An 18,899-nucleotide genomic window follows, 5' to 3' on the forward strand; every position below is an offset into this window, starting at 1 on the left:
GCCAGCTCTGTAAAACGCTGCAATACTTTCAGATTTCCATAACGAAATTTTCACAAATGGATCACCTGAAACCGACACCCCGAAACCTAAGGTGGTTGGAATCAGAAGTTCAGGAGACCTGATGTATGGACGGCCCGATCAAGCTCGATTTTTCCGAAAAATATGACGATCAACACGCGCAACGCTATTTGCGCAAACACCAGGATGGTCTCGGCCGTCGATTGTCCCACTGGCGTGACGTGCAGCTGGCGCGCAAGGCGCTGGCCCTGGTTGGCGAACCTGGCCTGGTCCTCGACCTGCCGTGCGGTGCGGGGCGTTTCTGGCCCATGCTGGCGGAAAAGCCCAACCGCGTGATCATCGGCGCCGATAACTCGGAGTCCATGCTGAAGATCGCCACCCAGGCGCAACCTGCCGATGTGGTGAAACGGGTACAACCCTTGCACACTTCCGCATTCGACATCGCCTTGCCGGACAATTCCGTCGACAGCATTTTTTGCATGCGCTTGCTCCACCACATCGGCGAAGCCGAGCATCGCTTGGCCATATTGCGCGAGTTCGAGCGCGTTTCCCGTGACAGCGTGATCCTTTCGTTGTGGGTCGATGGCAACTTCAAGGCCTGGAAGCGCAAGCGTTCGGAGAGAACCCGAGGGCAGGAAGGTTACCAAAACCGGTTTGTGTTTCCGGTCGCTACCGTAGAAAAGGAATTTGAGCAGGCAGGTTTCCGCATCCAGGAACGACTGGACTTTTTGCCGCTCTATGCCATGTGGCGAGTTTACGTATTACGCAAGAGGTAACAGGATGGCAGTGCAGTGTGCAGCAGAAACGGAAGTCGCTCCCCAGGACCGCTTCGATTACTTTTGGAATCAGCGCGGTGAATGGGTAGAAGAACCCAACGTCCGTCGCGGTGGGGAAAGCGGTGTTCAACGCGTTATGGGCAGTGATGGTCAACTGCTCTACGTCAAGCGTCAGACCGGGCATATCCATCGCAGTTGGCGGCACCCTTTCGGGCGGCCTACGGTGCTGCGCGAGCAAGCGGCCCTCATCGGCGTAACTGCGCTGGGCGTTCGGGTTCCGCAAATCGTTTTCTGCGGCGCGCAGCGTGATCCTGTGCACAAATGGCGCGCATTGCTGGCCACCAAGTCACTGGATGGCTTCGAGGAGATCGAGCACTGGTACGCTGGTGGTGGCCGCGAACGTCATGGCGAAGCCGTTTACGACCGTGTGCTCAAGGATCTGGCTGAAAACCTGGCTCGTATGCACAAGGGCCGCTGGCAGCACAGTTGCCTCTACATCAAGCACGTATTCGTCCGCGTGACCGGTGAGGGGGAGTCGGCCAAGGTCGAAGTGGCCCTGATCGATCTGGAGAAATGCCGACAGCGTTTGACCGCCAATCGCGCTGCTGCCCATGACATGAAGCAATTGCGTCGCCACTCGTCGTTCAACGATGCAGACTGGAAAAAGCTCGTCTACTTTTATGAGACGGCGTTTGGCAGCGCTATCAAGGGTTTATAGCGATGAAACTCGAAATTGCACGAGGTTTGTTTCTGGTTGGAGCCTTGGCAGTTGCATCGATCGCGATGGCAACCTGGGAGCAACCGCGCCCCCAGGTTCTCAGCTCGACAAGCGCAGAAGAACATTGTCCATTGCCACGCGTTGCCAAGGCATCCGTGGCCACTCGGCCCGATCATGATTTGTTGCTATTCGTGTTCGGACTTTCTCAGGGATTGAGGCCGCAAAGTTGAACCGATTGAAGCCCAAATGAAAGGCCTCGCTGATGCGAGGCCTTTTTTTCTGCCCTGACTTTCAACTCAATAAGATTCGATGTGGGAGCGAGCCGGCTCCGGGCGGCGTGCCGACGAAGGCGGCTTAATATTCAACAAGAATGTTGACTGACACTCCGCTTTCGCGAGCAGGCTCGCTCCCACAGGTTCGTCTCCTGCAAATACATCTGTTTCAGCGCTTATCGGGTTTTGCCAGCAACGTGTACACGCAAGGCAACACGAACAGGGTGAACAATGTGCCGATCGACATGCCCGTCGCGATGACCGTGCCGATGTCGAACCGGCTTACCGCGCCAGCCCCGGTGGCGATGATCAATGGCACCATGCCGAACACCATTGCCGCGGTGGTCATCAGGACCGGACGCAGCCGGATGGCCGCCGCTTCTTCTACCGCTTCGCGCGCTGTCAGGCCCTTGTCCTTGCGTAGCTGGTTGGCGAACTCGACGATCAGAATGCCGTGTTTGCTGATCAGCCCGATCAACGTCACCAGCCCGACCTGGGTGTAGATGTTCATGCTCGACCAGCCCAGAAACAGCGGAATCAATGCGCCGCAGATAGACAGGGGCACGGTGACCAGGATCACCAGCGGGTCGCGGAAGCTTTCGAACTGGGCGGCCAGTACCAGGAAAATGACCGCCAGTGCCAGGGCAAAGGTGATCCACAGGGCGCTGCCCTCCTGAACGTACTGCCTCGATGCGCCGGCGTAGTCGACGGCAAAACCGGCGGGAGCTTCTTCCCTGGCGATCTGGCGCACGAGGTCGATGGCTTCCCCCATGCTCACCAGCGGCACGCCGGACAGGATGGCCGAGTTGAGTTGCTGGAACTGGTTCAGCTGTCGCGGTCGGGCTCGGTCGGTGACGGTGATCAGGGTCGATAACGCCAGCAGTTCGCCCTTGTTGTTTTTCACGTAGTAATTGTTCAGCCAGTCCGGATTGTCACGGAACGGCCGCTCGACCTGGGCAATGACCTTGTAGCTGCGGCCTTCGATGGTGAATCGGTTGATCTCGCCTTCACCCAGCAGGGTCGCCAGGGTTCCTCCCAGATCCTGCATGGAAACCCCCATCTGCGCGGCCTTGGCGCGGTCGATGTCCACCACCACTTCCGGCTTGTCGAAGGCCAGGTCAACGTCGACAAAGGCAAACTTGCCGGATTCCATCGCACGTTTTTTAACCCGGTCCACCACCTGCAATATCAACTCGTAATCGTGGGCGGAGTTGATGACGAACTGGAACGGCAAGCCCTCGCCGGTGCCCGGCAATGACGGCAGGTTGAAGCCGAAGATCTGCAGCCCCGGGATCTTTTCCAGTTTGGCCTGGACCTCGGGCAGGATCGCCATTTGCGTGCGGCTGCGATCGCCCCATGGTTTGAGCAGGAAACCGCCGATGCCCGATTGCACACCGTTGAAACCGTTGATCTGGAAGGACGAGTAGTACTCGGGAAACGCCTTGAAGATCGAGACGAACTCGTCGGTGTAGGTGTTCAGGTAGTCGAGGTTGGTCTGTTGCGGGGCGTTGGCGATCATGAAAATGATGCCCTGGTCCTCATCCGGCGCCAGTTCCGATTTGGTGAAATTGAGCAGGACCGGAATCAAGCCCAACACGATCACGGCGAACACCAGCACCACCGGCCGGGTATTGAGGGTGCCGTGCAGCAAGCTCTGGTAGCGGCGCTTGAGGCGTTCGAACATCATGTCCAGGCGATGGGCCAGGCCACTGGGATTCTCGTCGTGACGCAGCAGAAACGCACACATCATCGGCGACAGGGTCAGGGCGACGATACCGGAAATCACCACCGCGCCAGCCAGGGTCAGGGCGAACTCCTTGAACAGCGCCCCGGTCAGGCCGGTCAGGAAACCGATCGGGGCGTACACCGCCGCCAGGGTGATGGTCATCGAAACCACCGGCATGGCGATTTCCCGGGCGCCTTCAAGGGCAGCCTCCAGCGGTGTCTTGCCTTCCTCGATGTGACGGTGAATGTTTTCCACCACCACGATGGCGTCGTCCACCACCAGGCCGATGGCCAATACCATCGCCAGCAGGGTGAGCAGGTTGATCGAGTACCCCATCATCTGCATGAAGAACATGACGCCAATCATCGATAGCGGGATGGTGACCACCGGGATCACCACCGAGCGCAGGGCGCCAAGGAACAGGAACACCACCACGATCACGATCAGTACCGCTTCGAACAGGGTTTTCACCACTTCGTCGATCGAGGCCTGGATGAACAGGGTGGCGTCGTAGGCGATTTCACCTTTCAGGTTCGGCGGCAACTGGGCATCAAGATCCGGCATGATCTTGCGCACTTCCTTGATCACATCCAGCGGGTTGGCGCCGGGTGTCGCCTTGATGCCGATGTACACCGACGGGGTGCCACCGAACGAGCTGATGGAATCGTAGTTTTCCGCACCCATTTCCACACGCGCCACATCGCGCAGCAGCACACGGCTGTCGCCATCGATCTTCAGCGGAATCGACCCGAAGGCTTCGGCGGACTTGAGTTCGGTATTGGCGTTGATGCTGGTGACCACGTATTCGCCTTTCACCTCGCCGGCGGCAGAGAGGAAGTTGTACTGGCGCACCGCGTTGGTCACGTCGCTGGCACTCAGGCCGAAACCCGCCAGCTTCACTGGGTCCAGCCACAGGCGCATGGCAAACACCTGGTTGCCGAGGATCTCGGCTTCGGCCATCCCGGGCAAGGTCGCCAGCTTGGGCTGGATCACCCGCGACAGGTAATCGGTAATCTGCGGGTTGCTCAACTCCTTGCTGAAGTAGCTGATGTACATCAGCACTGATGCATCGGCAGACTCCTTGCTCAGCACCGGGTCTTCAGCGTCCTGGGGCAGCTTGTTCTTGACCTCGTTGGCCTTGGCCAGCAGTTCGGTAAACAGGCGATCGCTGTTGGAGCCGACGCGCGCGTAGATCGAGATCACCGAGAAGTTCTGGCGACTGACCGAGGTCATGTAGTCGATGCCCTCGGCGCTGGCCAGGCTTTGCTGCATCGGCTGGGTGATATAGCCCTGGATGGTCTCGGCGTTGGCCCCTGGGTAGGCGGTGGTCACCGTGATCAGGGCGTTTTCCATTTGCGGATACTGGCGCAGCGGCAGCTTGCCCCAGGCCTGGAAGCCCAGCAGCACAATCAGCAGGCTGACCACGGTTGCGAGAACCGGGCGGCGAATGAACGGATCGGTAAAAGCCATGGGGATTCCTTGATCAGTCCGCGCGGGGCGGGCTGTTCTGCTCGGCGAGGGTCTTGTCTTCGCTGATGGCAATGTGTGCGCCGTTGTCCAGTTTGAGCTGGCCGGCGGTGACCACTTTCTCGCCGTTCTGCACGCCTTTGGTGATCATCACTTGCCCATCGCGGCGTTCGCCGGTTTCGACAAAACGTCGTTCGGCGATCAGCACCGGCTGACCCTTGTCGTCCTTTTCCGGGCTGCCATCTTCGGCCTTCTTTGGTACGGCCACATACACCGAGTTGCCGTAGAGCGTGTAGGTAATCGCGCTTTCCGGCACCACGATGCGCGGCTGCGGGTCGGGCAGGAGCACCTGGAGGCTGGCGAACATGCCTGGCATCAACTTGCCATCGGGGTTGGCCAGGGTCGCGCGGACCTGAACGTTACGGGTGCTGTTCTCTACCTTGGGGTTGATTGCACTGATAGTGCCGGGATACTCCTGGGTCGGATACGCCGCGACAATGGCCTGCACTGGCTGGCCAAGCGCAATCTTCGGCACTGACTGCTCGGGCACGAAAAAGTCGACATACAGGCTACTGAGGTCTTGCAGGGTGGCGATCATGGTGCCACTGGCCACGTAGTCGCCGACGTCCACCTGACGAATGCCGATGGTGCCGCTGAATGGCGCGATGATGCGTTTTTTCTCAAGCGCGGCCTTGAGCTGATTGACCGTGGCCCTGCTCTTTTTCAGGACCGCCGAGAGTCGGTCGAACTCACCTTTGGAAATCGCCTGGCTGCCTACCAGTTGGCTGCCACGGTTGTAGTCCAGTTGGGCCAGCCCGAGGTCGGCCTGGGCGGTTTCGAGCAAGGCGCTTTCCACGGCGCTGTCGAGCCGGACGATGGGTTGGCCGGCCTTGACCTTCTGCCCTGACTCGAATTGGACATCGATGACGGTGCCATCGGTCTCCAGGCTCAGGTCCACGCCCTGCAATGCCTTGAGCGTGCCAACGGTAGGCAGGCGGGCTTGCCATGGGCGCTCGGTGGCGGTGGCCACGGCAACGCTGATTGCCGGTCTGGGCGCAGAGAAACCTTGAACCATCGTGTAGATCGAGAAGGCTTTGTACGCAGCCAGGACCAACACAATCAGTAGCACAACACCCAACATGATCAGCATGCGGCGACGCAGCATATTCCAGTTCCTTGGAGAAAATCAGGTGAGACAGTGGGGCACAGTACCGGGAGTTTAGAGGGTAATCCCACTGCCGTTTTTACAGGTTGTGAAGTATTAGAGAGGTGAAAGCCTGAAAGATTCGCCGCCTTGGGACTCGCCTGCGGTGTGTGTCCTCCCGATGCGGGCGGCGATCTTTTCAGTGACTCAGGCCATCAGATGCAGATGGTTGTCCCAGAGCCCTGCGGGTAGCTCAAGGGGCTTGGCAACAAGATTGGTCTGGCGGCAGTCGTAGTAGCGGCACCGTCCCTGGCCCGAGGTCACGACAAAGCCATCGGCCACGGCCCCGACCCCGGCGCAATCGGGCAGTGGGGCATCCAGGCGTACTTCGCCACTGTCCAGGTCCCAGATGAAAAAACGGTTGCCCCGTGGTGCAGTCAACGCCACCAGGCGCAAATCGTTGTGTACAGCGACGCTGGCGGTGTAGTGCCCCATGGCCTGCAACTGGTGTTCGGGCACCGGGAAGGCGACGAAAGGCTGGCCGGGACGCTTGATCGCCAACAGCTCCGACGACTCATGGGCCGCGCCCATGAACTGCTGGCTGGCGACGATGGTGCCATCACTGGCGATGGCCAGGTGGCGCACGCTGTTCATCTGCTGGGCGAGGGTTTCCTTGCTCAGCAGCGTGCCGTCACGCTGCATCAGGACCAGGCTCGGTTCCATGGCGTCGAGGTTCATCTCCACCCGGCTTTCGGCTTCGGTGCGAATCCCGCCGTTGGCCACCACCAGGGTTTCGCCATCGGGCATCCACGACACCTGGTGTGGACCAAGGCCGTGGGTGGAAATCTCGCCGCTGTGCACCAGCCGCTCGCCTTCGAATTTGTACACGCCGAGCAGGCCGCGACCGGGATCGGTGGTGTCGTTTTCGGTGGCGTACAGCCAGTCGCCGCTGTGGTGAATGACCGCGTGTCCGTAGAAGTGCCGGTTCGGCTGCGACACCACGGTTTGCAGGAGCGCGCCGTCGCGCAGGTCGATCAGGTAGCTCTCGGTCCCCGGACGGCGGGCGACGAACAGCGCAATCGGCTGTGTCGGGTGGTTGATGATGTCGTGGCAACGCTGGCCGACCCGGGTGGCGAACACCTGGGTGCCATCGAGCCGATAACCGACGGCGTAATGCTTGCCATCGCTATCGTCCCGTGCCGAAAGCAACAACGGACTCTTGTCCTTTTGCTTGAACAGCTTCCAGCCGCCCAGCGTCACCGCACCCAGCAACAAACTACCCAAGGTCAGAGCCTGGCGTCGCAGCATGGAACTCGCCCCCATCAGTCGCCGTCGTTGGCATTGAAGCCCAGTTGGATGCCCAGCGCCTTGGCCAGATCAGCCTCGTGCAAGCGATGGACAACGTTGAGGCTGTCGTACAACTCGTTGAGTTGCTGGCGGCCGGCATCGTCATTGAGCATGTCGGTCAGCGAGCGCTGGTTGCTGGCGAACAGCTTCAGTGAGGCGGCATAGGCGGCATCGATCTTGTCGGCCAGCGGTTTCTGTTCGCTCGGCAACAGGCTGCGCAGGCCTTTGTTATCCACGCCTTCCCAGACTGTCCTGGCGGCTGCGAGACTGGCTTCGAGGCTGGCCAGGGACGACTGGCTACGCCATGCGTCGGCCTGGAACGGTTGCGGCACGCCCTTGCTCTGGCGGCCCATCGGCGTGCCGAGTTTTTTCTTCAGGGTATCGATGGCCGTGACTTGCACACGCAGCAGATCGGCGATCGCTTCGTGGGAGTCCGCGTAGCGCTGGTTCGGGAATTTGCTCATTTGCGCGAGCATGCCGTCGGTGTTGTTCCAGGTTTGCAGAATCTCTTCGGCCAATTGCTTCTGGCGCTCGCCGATGGCAATCAGCAGCGGGCAGTATTTGGCCTTCTGCTCAGCGTTGGCCACGTCAGGCTTGCTGTCGAACAGAACGTATTCGTAGGCCGAGAGACCCTGTACCACAACGCTGGACTTGGCCAGGGCAGCGGCATCGATCTGCGGCTGGGCGGTGACCAGTTGCTCGACCTGACGGCCGACCAGGTTTTTCTTGTCCGGCCAGAACTGCACTTGCCACGAGCGGTTGCCTTCGGCCAATGGCCCGATCAGCAGCGGTTGCAGCTCGGCCCAGGCCTTTTGCGCGTGCAGGAAATCGGCACGGGCGGTTTCCAGGGTTTCCTTGCCTTCGCAGTAGGCGAGGGCGCTGACCGCCAATTGACGGTCGGCTTCAACCCAGCGGGTGTAGGTCGGCAGGATCACCGACTTGGCGATGGCTGCCGACGTGACCGCTTGCGGGTCCTGGGGCGAGCAGGCGCCCAGGGCGAGTGCGGCAAGGCTTGTGAACAGCAGTTTGGGACGGAACATGTCGGGCTCCCGCGAGTGGAATGCGTGTTAAAGGGAATTCAGGAACGCCAGCAGCGCGCTGCGCTGCTCGGCATTGAAAGACAAAACCTGTTGCTGCGCCGCCGTCGCTTCGCCGCCATGCCAGAGCACCGCCTCGAGCAGGTTGCGGGCGCGGCCGTCGTGCAGGAACTGGGTGTGGCCGCTGACCGTTTGTGTCAGGCCGATGCCCCACAATGGCGGAGTACGCCATTGGCGGCCGTTGGCCTGGAATTCGCTACGGTTGTCGGCCAGGCCGTCGCCCATGTCATGCAGCAGCAGATCGCTGTACGGGCGAATCACTTGATTGGCCAGTTCAGGTTCGGCGGCGTTGGCGGCGGTGGTGTATTTCGGTGTGTGACAGGACTGGCAACCGGCCTGATAGAACAAAGTCTTGCCGGCCAGCACTTCAGGTGAGTTGACGTCACGACGGGCCGGAACGGCGAGGTTGCGGCTGTAGAACAGCACCAGGCGCAGGATGTTATCGCTGACTTCCGGCTCGCCATCCGGGCCGATGCCACTGGGTGCCTGCTTGCAGGCCGTTTGCGCGTCCGTGCAGTCATCGAAGGGGCTCAGGCTGGTCGTGAGCCCCATGTCTCCGGAAAACGCGTGAACATTTTGTTGATTGAGGTTCGGTTGCCCGGCTTTCCAGCCAAATCTTCCCAACACTGTCTTCTGTTGGGCGTCGTCCCACACCTGGTTCGGACGTCCGGCAATGCCGTTGTTCGCCTTGGCCTGCGCCTCGGCGTTGGCCAGGATCGCCTCCTCGGGAATCGCTTCGAGCAGGCCCAGGCCAATCATCGGCGGCGCTACACGTGCCGAGAAGCGAGTGTCGGGGTGCATCGGGCCGTAACCCAGTTGGGTGATGTTCAGGCTCGGTTTGCGCAGCTCGATTTCGGTGCCGTCCTTGAAGCGAACCGGCACGGCGGTGTAATCGACCCGTACTTTGCCTTCGGGGGCGACACCGGGTACGGCCATGTCCTGGAACTGTCCACCGTAGACGGGCTCCGGCACCACGCCGAGCTGTTCGATGACCTTGGCATACGCCGGGGCGTCGGGAATCGACAGGCGTACCAGCATCGACACGGCATTCACATCGTCCGGAGTCGGCGGATGGCCGCGGCCGTCCTTGATGTGACAGCCCTGGCAGGCATTGGTATTGAACAGTGGGCCGAGGCCATCGCGAGCGGTCGTCGTCGACGGGGCGATCACCCAGGGGCTGCGGAAGAAGCTGTTGCCGACACTGAAATCCACGCGCCGTGACGGCGGCAGGTTCGCCGATGGCATGGAAAACGCGTTCTGATCGCTCTTGCGCACCGTCGCACTGCCGCCGGAGCGGGCTTCACCGGGTTCGGCCCGGGTGAATTTCGGGGCGTCATCGCAGGCACTCAGGCCCAGGGCCAGGAACAGTGCGGACAAGCGAAGAGGCAGCGGGGGCATCAGACATCCTGCAAGACGATTAAATCAAGGGCGCAAAGTCTAACAGGGCAGGGGAGTTTGAATAAGAGGAATTATCGTTTACTTGATTGGCAGGTGGTTTCGGTAAGGGGCCGTCCCATCAGCCTATACATATGTACCTCACAAGCTGGTTGTCGGGGTGCAAGGATGCAGAACACTCCGACAACATAGAGTCTCATCATGACCAGCCAGTCTCCATCCTCTCTTCGCGACCTGATGAACAACAGGGACACCCCCTTGCAGGCCGACCTGCGCAAAAAACTCACGGCACTGGACGTCCAGCTCACTGAGTATTTTCAGGCACAACCAAGTTTCCACGCCTTCGTGCAACAGAGCTTCAATCAGGCGTTCAGCGACCTGACAGCGCATTTGGATTTGCGGCACTGCTTTGTTCGATCCAGTGACAACCCATCCCCATCCGAGTCGCAACTGCAACCCAGCCTGATGGATGCAGTGGTAAGCCGTATCGTCAGCTCCGAGCCAGCGAACCATGCCCAGCGACAGTCCCGGTTCTACGCCGCCCCTGCAGCGGGTGATGCCCCCGAGCACTATACGGCCCTTTCTGCACAGGCGTTCGACGCCTTTGTTGATGGGCTGGCCAATGACGTGCTGGTGCAATATCCGTTGTATCTGCAGCGCTATTGGAACAGTCCGCTCAGCTCGACCGATCCACGAACCCGTCAGCAATGGCTGGAGCAGATCCGGCGCGAGCAGATGAAAACCGAAAGTGCGCTGCTCAAGCTCGACGGTCTGCTCAGCAGTGCGGCACAAGCGCTGCTCGAAAAACTGCTGGAGTACCCGGATGCGGTGGCCCGACAGGCGTTGAAAGGCTATCGGCCCTGCGTCTATGCCATGGCACTTGGTGTCGACGAGGCGTCGGCGATCCCTGTGCATGGCGCCTTTATCCTCACCGCGCGTGATCCGCAGGATGGGCAGGTGAGGCCGGAGACCGACGCGGCGGTGCCGGTGGTTCGTCCCATCGAACCGAGCGCCAACGTCGGGCTGGTGCTGCTGTTCACTCCGAACCAAGGCCTGGAGGAGTTCGACTCGCTGGCCAGCCTTGATCGTGAGTTGCATCGGCGGCTGGGACACTCCCGAGAGTGTGCGAGCCTGCTGGAGATGGTCGCCGACAAGGATCAGGAATCTGTATTGACGCTGCATCGCAGTGTGCCGATCAGTGGTCAGGTGCGATATCTGGAGCGCCTCGACTCGCCTTTCACCTTCGGGATCGAATCGCAATGCCTGCTGATCCGCGACAACGTCGCGTCGAACATTGCCCGATATCAAACGTTGGGTGTGCACGCTGGCTCGGCGGACTTGCCGCGCACGCTGGATCGGCTCAGCGATCTGCGGCGCGCTTTCAACATTGACGCAGTCCTTCAGGCCAGACACCAGAAATGCGCACTGGCACGCTTGCAGGCTTTTCTTGCTGGCGCCTCTGATGACGACAAAGCGTCCTGGGTAAAAGCATTCACTGAATACGCCGAGACCCTGGCCAATCTGCCTGACTCCGAAGGTTTGCCTTCATTCAGCCAGTTCAGTGATCGGCGTTCATTGCTGACCTACAGCAATCGCCAACTGCGCGCCGTGCTTGAGTCTGAGCATGGGTTGACGGTGGACCCGGATGACATCCTCGTCACCACCTCGGAGCCGGATATCGGGTCGGCGAACTTTGTACCGGGCGCCCCCGGATCGACGATTCGCGAACCCACGGGCGCGCCACGCAGGTATCGCTCACGGACATTGACCGAGTTGGCCCTGGAGAATGTCGGGGGGCTGGACTTCAACTTCAGCAACTTCTCTACGCTGACCCTCAAGACTGCCAGTGGCTTGAGGCCCGTCAGTATCCCGTCGTCGCCGAACGTCAATCCTGTCGCAGGATTGCCTGCCTATGAGGATTTGACTGTCGAGCAGGTCAAGGACCTGGTGCGTCGGCTGAACGTCGGTAAAACCTATCGGGACTTTTTGCGCGAGCACCTGATCACTTCCGAGGAAGCGAAGCTGCGCAAGCAGACCTTTGCCCGGCTCATGGCCGCGCAACTGCGCCTGGATGCCATCGAAGCGAAGATCGCCGGGGATTTTGTGGTGGATCGATTGGCACGCGGCTTCAACTGGGTGAAAGCAGTGCTGGACCAACCCGTCGACAACGATCAGCGCGCAGAGGTCGAAGGTCACCGGATCATCGTGCAGTACCTGAACATACGAGGACAGCGGGTGCGTGGCGTACTGCTGTTCTCCACGGCGACCAGTGGTGGCGGTAGCGTTGTGGTGTATACACCCCAGGCGCCTGACGGCCAGGTGTTCCACGAGTACGCCAGGGAGGACCTGATGAAGGCGTTCGTGTTCAACAGCGCTTGGCGCGAATATCTGGTCGGTCGGGTAGAACTGGCGTTTCAACCTCATGTCTGGGCTGTGGTCCAGGGACGAGGGGACGTCTCAATGGTCCATCTTGCCAATATTGCGAACAATGTCTTCGAGGATGGGTACGAGATCGAGGCCAGTTTCGCGATCAACGACGCGGCAGCCCAATCGACGACTACCGGGCAGACCGATATCGAGACCGGTCTGACCATCGGCGAAATTGTGCTGGATGTGGTGACCATGGTCCTGCCAATTCGCGTGACACTGCCTATCGGCATGGCCCGCAGTCTGTTTGCCATGTTCAACGCCATTGAGGCCGCGAAAATTGGCGATCGTTCCGGTACAGCCCACTACGTGGTACGCGCGTTGGGCGAATTCACCGGTGCGCTGATCGATGGTGCGGTCGGCAAAGGCGTTGCGGGGGCTGCACCAAACCCGAGTGTGAACGTGGCATCGAGGGCGCGCAGGCTGAACCCGGAAATGGCCGTGGGCAAAAAACCGCAGGGCCTCAGCCCCTTGCCAGGCTGGGAGGACAAAGGTATCCATTACCGGCTGGCGAAAGAGGAGGGAGGCAGGCAGTACTTCCTCAAGGAAGCGGAACATTGGTACTCGGTCCTTGATGAAGGGTTTGAGGAAGCCTGGCGCGTGAGGGATGCGCGCAAGCCTGTTCAGTATCACTATTCGCCGATCCGCCGCAATGCGGCAGGTCACTGGGAAATCGGTACACACCCGGATGCGCCGGCGTTGGGAGGGAATTCTCCGGAGCGCGCACTGAGGGATCTTTATCCTTTTCTGGACGAGTTTCAGGCCCGGCGCGTGTTTGAGTCCTTCCTGTTTCCCAGTGGCCGCGAAATGGAGTTTGGCTTGAGCCTGGTGCATTACTTGCGCGCAGGTCGGACGCTGGAAGCGTTCGGTCCCTATTTGATCGTCACCCCCCAACGCCTGCAATTACGCCTCAGGGGGCTGGACATGGCGACAGGGTTCAGCGGTGGAGGTGTGGTTGGAGAGTCTGCTCGCTTCCCGACGGTCGAACCGGTTCCGGGACCCAGTCGTCCACGTCCGCCGGAGCCGATTCCCGGGCCCAGTCAGCCAACCCCCGTGGTTGTGCGACCCGCTCGGCCCGCCAATGAGCAATTTGTCGATTGGGGGCAGACGCTGGATCCGGCGCAACTGCAATTGCTCAACGCCGAGCAGGGTATCTATAGGCGTATTGCCGGGGATCAGCAGATGATCGGGCGCGAATACGTGAAAATCGATCAGCGCTATTTCCCTGTCCTGCCTTCAGGTGCGGACATCAATAGCGGTATCGTGCTGATGCATGAACCGTCCATGTCCCTCGATAGCTTCGTGGCGTTCGAGCAGATGCTCGGTGCTGATCTTTACCGCCAGCCACGATTGGCGACATTCGACCCGTCGATGTCCCGCTGGCTGAATTCAATCGAGTTATCGTTCGAGAAAACGCTGGGCAGTTATGTAGCGGATGCATTCCCGACATTGACTCCGACCTCGCGGTTGCAGGTTGCTAACGTGCTGTTCAACCTGACTAACCCTGCAGGTTTGACACTCTGGGGGGTGGCGGCCATGCAGCGCACACTGCAAAGCTGGCGCTCGTTATCGGTTCCGACGTTGCCTGTGCAGGGCGAGCCATTGTCTCTGCTGCCGGTCACACGGACGAATGCCGCCGGCGTCTGGCGCCTTGATAATATTCCCGAGGCGTATCATTCCCTCAATTTCAGTAGCGATGGCGTGTCGATATTGATGCGTGAGGCCGTGGACTTGCCTACCGAAAGAGTACTGAGGTCTTTGATGGTCGAGCGGCTGGAGGGGAGCCACTACCAAATGTATGGGGGGTTCAATCAGCCGGGCGAACTGTTGTTCACGCGACCTGGTACCAATAATCAGGTTTTTTGGCTGTCGTTGCGCAGTGCCTCGAACGGGCTGGTCGCGGGACCTTATCAAGTGTCACCGAGACTGGACCTGATGACACCTTTTACACGATCCATTGTCCAGAATGCGCAAGCTAACAACAGCTTTGTGCGCTTGATCGGTGGTGTTCATCGACTGCCGGGTAATCGGGCGACGATCTTTGTATTCAGGGTCTGACAATAGCGTTGCGCAATAAAAATGCCCCGAACCAGTCGGGGCATTTTCATTCAGCGGGGTAAAACCGGCTGGATCAGAACTCGTGATCGGCGTTGTCCGGGTTCAGATCATTGATGCCCAGTTTGCCAGCGGCGGCTTCGATCGAACCGGTCTGCTTGACCAGGGCCGCGATGGCGTCACGGACGATCTGGTTGCCCGCGGTGTTGCCGGCGGCGATCAACTGGTCGTAGTGCTCACCCTTGTTGGCATGGTCGACCATGATCTGGATCTTGGCTTCGGTGGCGGCCAGGTCGTCTTTGAGCGCCGTGTCGGCAGCCGGGTCGACCTTGGCCACCAGGGACGACAGGCTGGCGCCGGTCATTTTGCTGCCGTCGACACGGGTGTATTCGCCCAGGTACACGTTACGAATGCCCTTGGCATCGTAGAAGTGCGAGTTGTGGGTGTTGTCGCTGAAGCAATCCTGTTCGTCTTCCGGGGAGTTGGCTTCCAGGGAAACCTTCATGCGCTCGCCCGCCAGTTCGCCCAGGGACAGGCTACCCATGCCGAACAGCATTTTGCGCAGGCCGGATTCAGCCGGTTCCGCTTCCAGGGTGGCGCGGTAGTTGTCGGCCACGTTCGGCTTCCAGTTACCGACCATTTCTTCCAGGTCGCTGACCAGCAGTTGGGTGACGGCTTTCAAATAGGCGCGACGACGGTCGTTGTGACCGCCGGTCGCGCCTTTGCCTTCCAGGTAGTCCGAAGCCGGACGGTTGCCGGCGCCAGGGCCGGTGCCGTTCAGGTCCTGGCCCCAGAGCAGGAATTCGATGGCGTGGTAGCCGGTGGCAACGTTGGCTTCGGAACCGCCCAGCTCGTTCAGGCTGGCGAGTTTTTCCGGGGTGATGTCTTTGACATCGACCTTGTCTTCGCCGATCTGCACTTCAGTGTTGGCGATGATGTTGGCAGTGGCACCCGGGTTGCCCAGGGCGTGTTCGTAGGACTTGTCGACATAGTCGATCAGGCCTTCGTCCAGCGGCCAGGAGTTCAGCTGACCTTCCCAGTCGTCGACGATGGTGTTGCCGAAGCGGAACACTTCGCTCTGCAGGTAAGGCACGCGAGCGGCAACCCAGGCCGCCTTGGCGGCTTTCAGGGTGTCGGCGTTCGGCTTGGCGAGGAAGGCGTCGATGGCGGTTTGCAGGGTCTTCGCGGTGGATTCGGCATCGCTGTAAACGGCGAAAACGATGTCTGCGTAATGGGCGACAACGGCTTTGGCGGCGGCTTCGTCGACTTTGCCGGCAGCGGCAGGCGCAGCAGCTGGGGCAGCCGGGGCAGCCGCAGTGCTGGCAGCTGGTGCAGGCGCAGCAGCTTTTTCTTTGTCTTTGCCTTCGCCGCAACCGGCGAGGGAAATAGCGATGGCCAACAGACTGGCGGTAGCCAGAGGCATACGAATCATGGCGAACATCCTGCTTCGATAAGGGGTGGATTCGTGCAGTGCGCACGCAAAACTGCGACATAATGCAAATCTTTCGCATTATGTGTAAAGAGTCGTAGCTGGAAATATTTCTTATTCAGGGCGTGAGGTTTGCAATCCTGTAGGAGCGAGTGCCCGCTTGCGGCATGCTCGCGATGAACGCCAGAACACCGCGGGTATCCAGTGAGCCCGCGTTTTCGTTAACGACCATCGCGAGCTTGCTCGCTCCTACAGGGTTACAAAATAGCGGCGTTGCTGCGTTGCGCCTGCTTCAGGTAAACGCCCAGTTCCCGTGCCGGCAACGGCTTGCTGTAGTGATAGCCCTGACCTTCGTGGCAGCCTTCGGAAATGATGTAGGCCTCTTGCTCGACGGTTTCCACGCCCTCGGCAATCACCTGCATGCCCAGGCTCTTGCCCAGCTGGATGATGGCGCGAACGATGGTCGCGTCGTCGTCGTCATCGAGCAGGTCCTGAACGAAACTCTTGTCGATCTTGATCTTGTCCAGCGGCAGGCTCTTGAGATAGCTCAAGGACGAATAGCCGGTTCCGAAGTCGTCGATGGCGATCAGCGCGCCGGAGCGGCGCAGGCTGAGCAAGTGCTGGGCGGCGGTGCTGATGTCTTCCATCAGGCCGGTTTCGGTGACTTCCAGCTCCAGGCTGCGCGGTGGCAGGCGGTATATTTGAAGCAGGTTGTTGACCACCCGCGGCAGTTCGGCGTGGTGCAATTGAACCGTGGACAGGTTCACCGCCATGCGCAGGTCGCTGAAACCCTGGTCATGCCACTCGCGTAGTTGTTTGCAGGCCTGATCCAGCACCCATTCGCCGATGGCAATGATGGTGCCGTTCTGTTCGGCCAGCGGGATGAACAGGTCTGGCGGCACCATGCCGTGCTCGGGGTGTTGCCAGCGAATCAGGGCTTCGACGCCCACCACGCGGTGATCGCGATAACTGATCTGCGGCTGGTAGACGAGGTAGAACTGGTTGCGGATCAGCGCGTCGCGCAGGTCTTTTTCCAGCTCGCGGCGGCGACGCATTTCGGTGTCGACGCTGGCGATATAGAACTGATACCGGTTGCGCGAGCGGGTCTTGGCCAGCGTCATGGTCTGCTCGGCCTTTTGCAGCAACTTCTCGGTGCTGTCGCCATCCTCGGGGAACAGAGTGATGCCGATGGTGGCGCGCAGGCGGATCTCCTGGTGGTCGAGGGCAAACGCCGCTTCCAGATCATCAAGAATGCTTTGCGCCAGCTCGGCGGCTTCGTAGGGTTGCTCGATATCGGCCTGGACCAGGGCGAACTGGTCGCCACCGAGGCGGGCGAGGGCGCCCAGGCGACCGCTATGACCGCGCAGGCGATCGGCCAGGGCCAGCAGCAACTGGTCGCCGGTCTGGTAGCTGAACTGCTCGTTGATGCCCTTGAAGTCATCGAGGCCGACACACAACACCGCGACCCGGCGCTGCAGTCTGCCAGCGTCGATGAGGATCTTGTCCAGTTGTTGCTGCAATTGCTGGCGGTTCGGCAGTCCCGTCAGGAAGTCGTACTGGGACATGCGCAACAGACTGTTTTCCGCTTCGTGGCGCAGATGGGTATTGCGTTCGATGGACTCGAGCAACTGGTTGGCGGTGTTGATCCAGATGCCCAGTTCGTTTTTCTCGTGCCCCTTGAGCAACGGAATCTTGTGTTCGCTGGGACGATCCGGGTTGATTTCCGTGAGGTGTTCGATGATCCGCGACAGCGGCTTGGTCAGCAGCCAGTGATAGACCAGGTACAACACCAGCCCCATTGCCATCGCGCGCAGTACGCCGGAGATGAAGATGATCACCGAGCTGACAATGAAACCCTGGCCGTAGGTGGCGGTATCGAGGGTGATGCTCAGGTCGCCGTAATACTCGCTGTAAGGCCCGCGACCGACCAACTGGGTGGTGAAGGTGCGTTCCTTGCCCAGAATCAGGTCAGTCAGCCAACGACTGCTGGAATGCTGCAACTCGCGGGTTTTTTGCGCGAGCATGGCTTCGTTGGGATGGCCGATGGAGGCCTGGCGCACGGCATCGTCCTGAAACAGGCCTTCGATCACCTGCATGCCCATTTCCCGGTCCAGGCTGTAGACCGCCTGGGTCGAGGGGTCGCGGAACATGTCGAGGATGCGTTCGGCATCGTTGGCGACGGCCTGGCGTGTTTTATAGGCATCGAACACGATCTGCGCACAGCTCAAGACCACGCCGACGATCAATGCCGACAGGAGCACGACCCGGAGCAACTTCACCGACAAGCTGTTCTTGAGTTCCAGCTTCAAAGGGTTATTCCTTGTTCCGTGCGGGTAGCATCAAATTGCCATGAGTATTGGCAATCCCGTGATGGCAGTCAAAGGGACAATCATCCTTGAGGGATTTTGCCTGCAGCTTGGCCGATTTGCAGTTGTCTTGACGAGTTAGCCTGTTAGCACTGTGTCGGTTGTCGAGTCCTTCAACTTGAGGAGAGAGCGCAGATATTTTCCATTTGTTGATGTTAGTCGGCGTGGGCGGGGGGGCAAGGGGCGGGAGGCTGGTTTCATCTTGGGATATTGGCTTCGTGCGGGTTTGGGTGGGGTACATATCCGTTTTTTTGGTAACGGCGACTGATGGTTTCGCCCTTACGGCGAGTCACTTTTAACAAGCGCCTTAAAAGTAACCAAAAGCGCTCGCCCCGGCGTCCGGCCCCTCGCTGAGGCTCGGGGTTCCTTCGCTCCGGCATTCATCCGGGGGCATCGCCCTCCGGTTTGCTTCGCTGCACCTACATGCGATGAGTTCGACTGCGTCGAACGGCGCTGCGCGCCAATCCCCGGATGAACACCTCCACTCAGCCTCCCGAAGGGGCGGATGGATCAAGATCAAGAGCGGCAGACGAGCTAACGCTCGGCCTGTTGAGTGGTGAAGAGCAGAGCGGGTGTTCGCCGATCTGCCTTTGCTCTGCTCTTCTGTGGGAGCGGCGGTGCGGCGATCCGACTTGCTCGCGAAGGGGGCTTGACAGCCGACC

General features: G+C 60.1%; 11 protein-coding genes. 4 read left to right on the top strand and 7 right to left on the bottom strand.

Annotated features, from left to right (window positions below; translation table 11 throughout):
- The first annotated feature begins 125 nt into the window (after positions 1–125).
- The 3 genes from CAG47_RS07030 to CAG47_RS07040 are packed head-to-tail and all read left to right on the top strand — an operon-like array spanning position 126 to position 1,742.
- The gene (locus CAG47_RS07030) at positions 126–794 is read left to right on the top strand and encodes a class I SAM-dependent methyltransferase (protein ID WP_085724179.1); all 669 of its coding nucleotides are present in this window, start codon (positions 126–128) and stop codon (positions 792–794) included.
- A gap of 4 nt (positions 795–798) precedes the next feature.
- Positions 799–1,512 (top strand): lipopolysaccharide kinase InaA family protein, encoded by a 714-nt coding sequence (locus tag CAG47_RS07035; RefSeq protein ID WP_085724180.1) that lies wholly within the window; start codon positions 799–801, stop codon positions 1,510–1,512.
- 2 nt (positions 1,513–1,514) lie between these two features.
- Entirely contained in the window at positions 1,515–1,742 is a 228-nt protein-coding gene (locus tag CAG47_RS07040) for a hypothetical protein (RefSeq protein ID WP_085724181.1), read from the top strand.
- Between the two features lie 211 nt (positions 1,743–1,953).
- On the opposite strand, the gene CAG47_RS07045 is transcribed toward CAG47_RS07040, so the two are convergent.
- From CAG47_RS07045 to CAG47_RS07065, 5 genes are all read right to left on the bottom strand, one after another.
- Complete coding sequence (locus CAG47_RS07045) at positions 1,954–4,980, bottom strand: multidrug efflux RND transporter permease subunit (RefSeq protein ID WP_085724182.1); 3,027 nt, start codon at positions 4,978–4,980, stop codon at positions 1,954–1,956.
- A gap of 13 nt (positions 4,981–4,993) precedes the next feature.
- Positions 4,994–6,142 (bottom strand): efflux RND transporter periplasmic adaptor subunit, encoded by a 1,149-nt coding sequence (locus CAG47_RS07050; protein WP_085724183.1) that lies wholly within the window; start codon positions 6,140–6,142, stop codon positions 4,994–4,996.
- 186 nt (positions 6,143–6,328) lie between these two features.
- A complete protein-coding gene (locus CAG47_RS07055) occupies positions 6,329–7,429 on the bottom strand; it encodes a DUF1513 domain-containing protein (RefSeq protein WP_085724342.1) in 1,101 nt (366 codons plus the stop codon).
- Between the two features lie 14 nt (positions 7,430–7,443).
- Positions 7,444–8,508, bottom strand: coding sequence for an imelysin family protein (locus CAG47_RS07060; RefSeq protein ID WP_085724184.1), 1,065 nt, complete (start codon positions 8,506–8,508; stop codon positions 7,444–7,446).
- Between the two features lie 27 nt (positions 8,509–8,535).
- The gene (locus CAG47_RS07065) at positions 8,536–9,963 is read right to left on the bottom strand and encodes a di-heme oxidoredictase family protein (RefSeq protein ID WP_085724185.1); all 1,428 of its coding nucleotides are present in this window, start codon (positions 9,961–9,963) and stop codon (positions 8,536–8,538) included.
- Between the two features lie 198 nt (positions 9,964–10,161).
- Between CAG47_RS07065 and CAG47_RS07070 the strand changes: the two genes are divergently transcribed.
- The gene (locus CAG47_RS07070) at positions 10,162–14,445 is read left to right on the top strand and encodes a dermonecrotic toxin domain-containing protein (RefSeq protein WP_256577380.1); all 4,284 of its coding nucleotides are present in this window, start codon (positions 10,162–10,164) and stop codon (positions 14,443–14,445) included.
- 73 nt (positions 14,446–14,518) lie between these two features.
- Here the strand turns inward: CAG47_RS07070 and CAG47_RS07075 are convergent, their stop codons facing one another.
- Together CAG47_RS07075 and CAG47_RS07080 are read right to left on the bottom strand one after the other, a co-directional pair.
- A complete protein-coding gene (locus CAG47_RS07075) occupies positions 14,519–15,874 on the bottom strand; it encodes an imelysin family protein (RefSeq protein WP_085724344.1) in 1,356 nt (451 codons plus the stop codon).
- 254 nt (positions 15,875–16,128) lie between these two features.
- A complete protein-coding gene (locus tag CAG47_RS07080; protein WP_085724186.1) occupies positions 16,129–18,180 on the bottom strand; it encodes a bifunctional diguanylate cyclase/phosphodiesterase in 2,052 nt (683 codons plus the stop codon).
- Positions 18,181–18,899: the final 719 nt, after the last annotated feature.

The sequence above is a fragment of the Pseudomonas sp. R37(2017) genome, assembly GCF_002113375.1.
In the GTDB taxonomy this organism is placed as follows: domain Bacteria; phylum Pseudomonadota; class Gammaproteobacteria; order Pseudomonadales; family Pseudomonadaceae; genus Aquipseudomonas.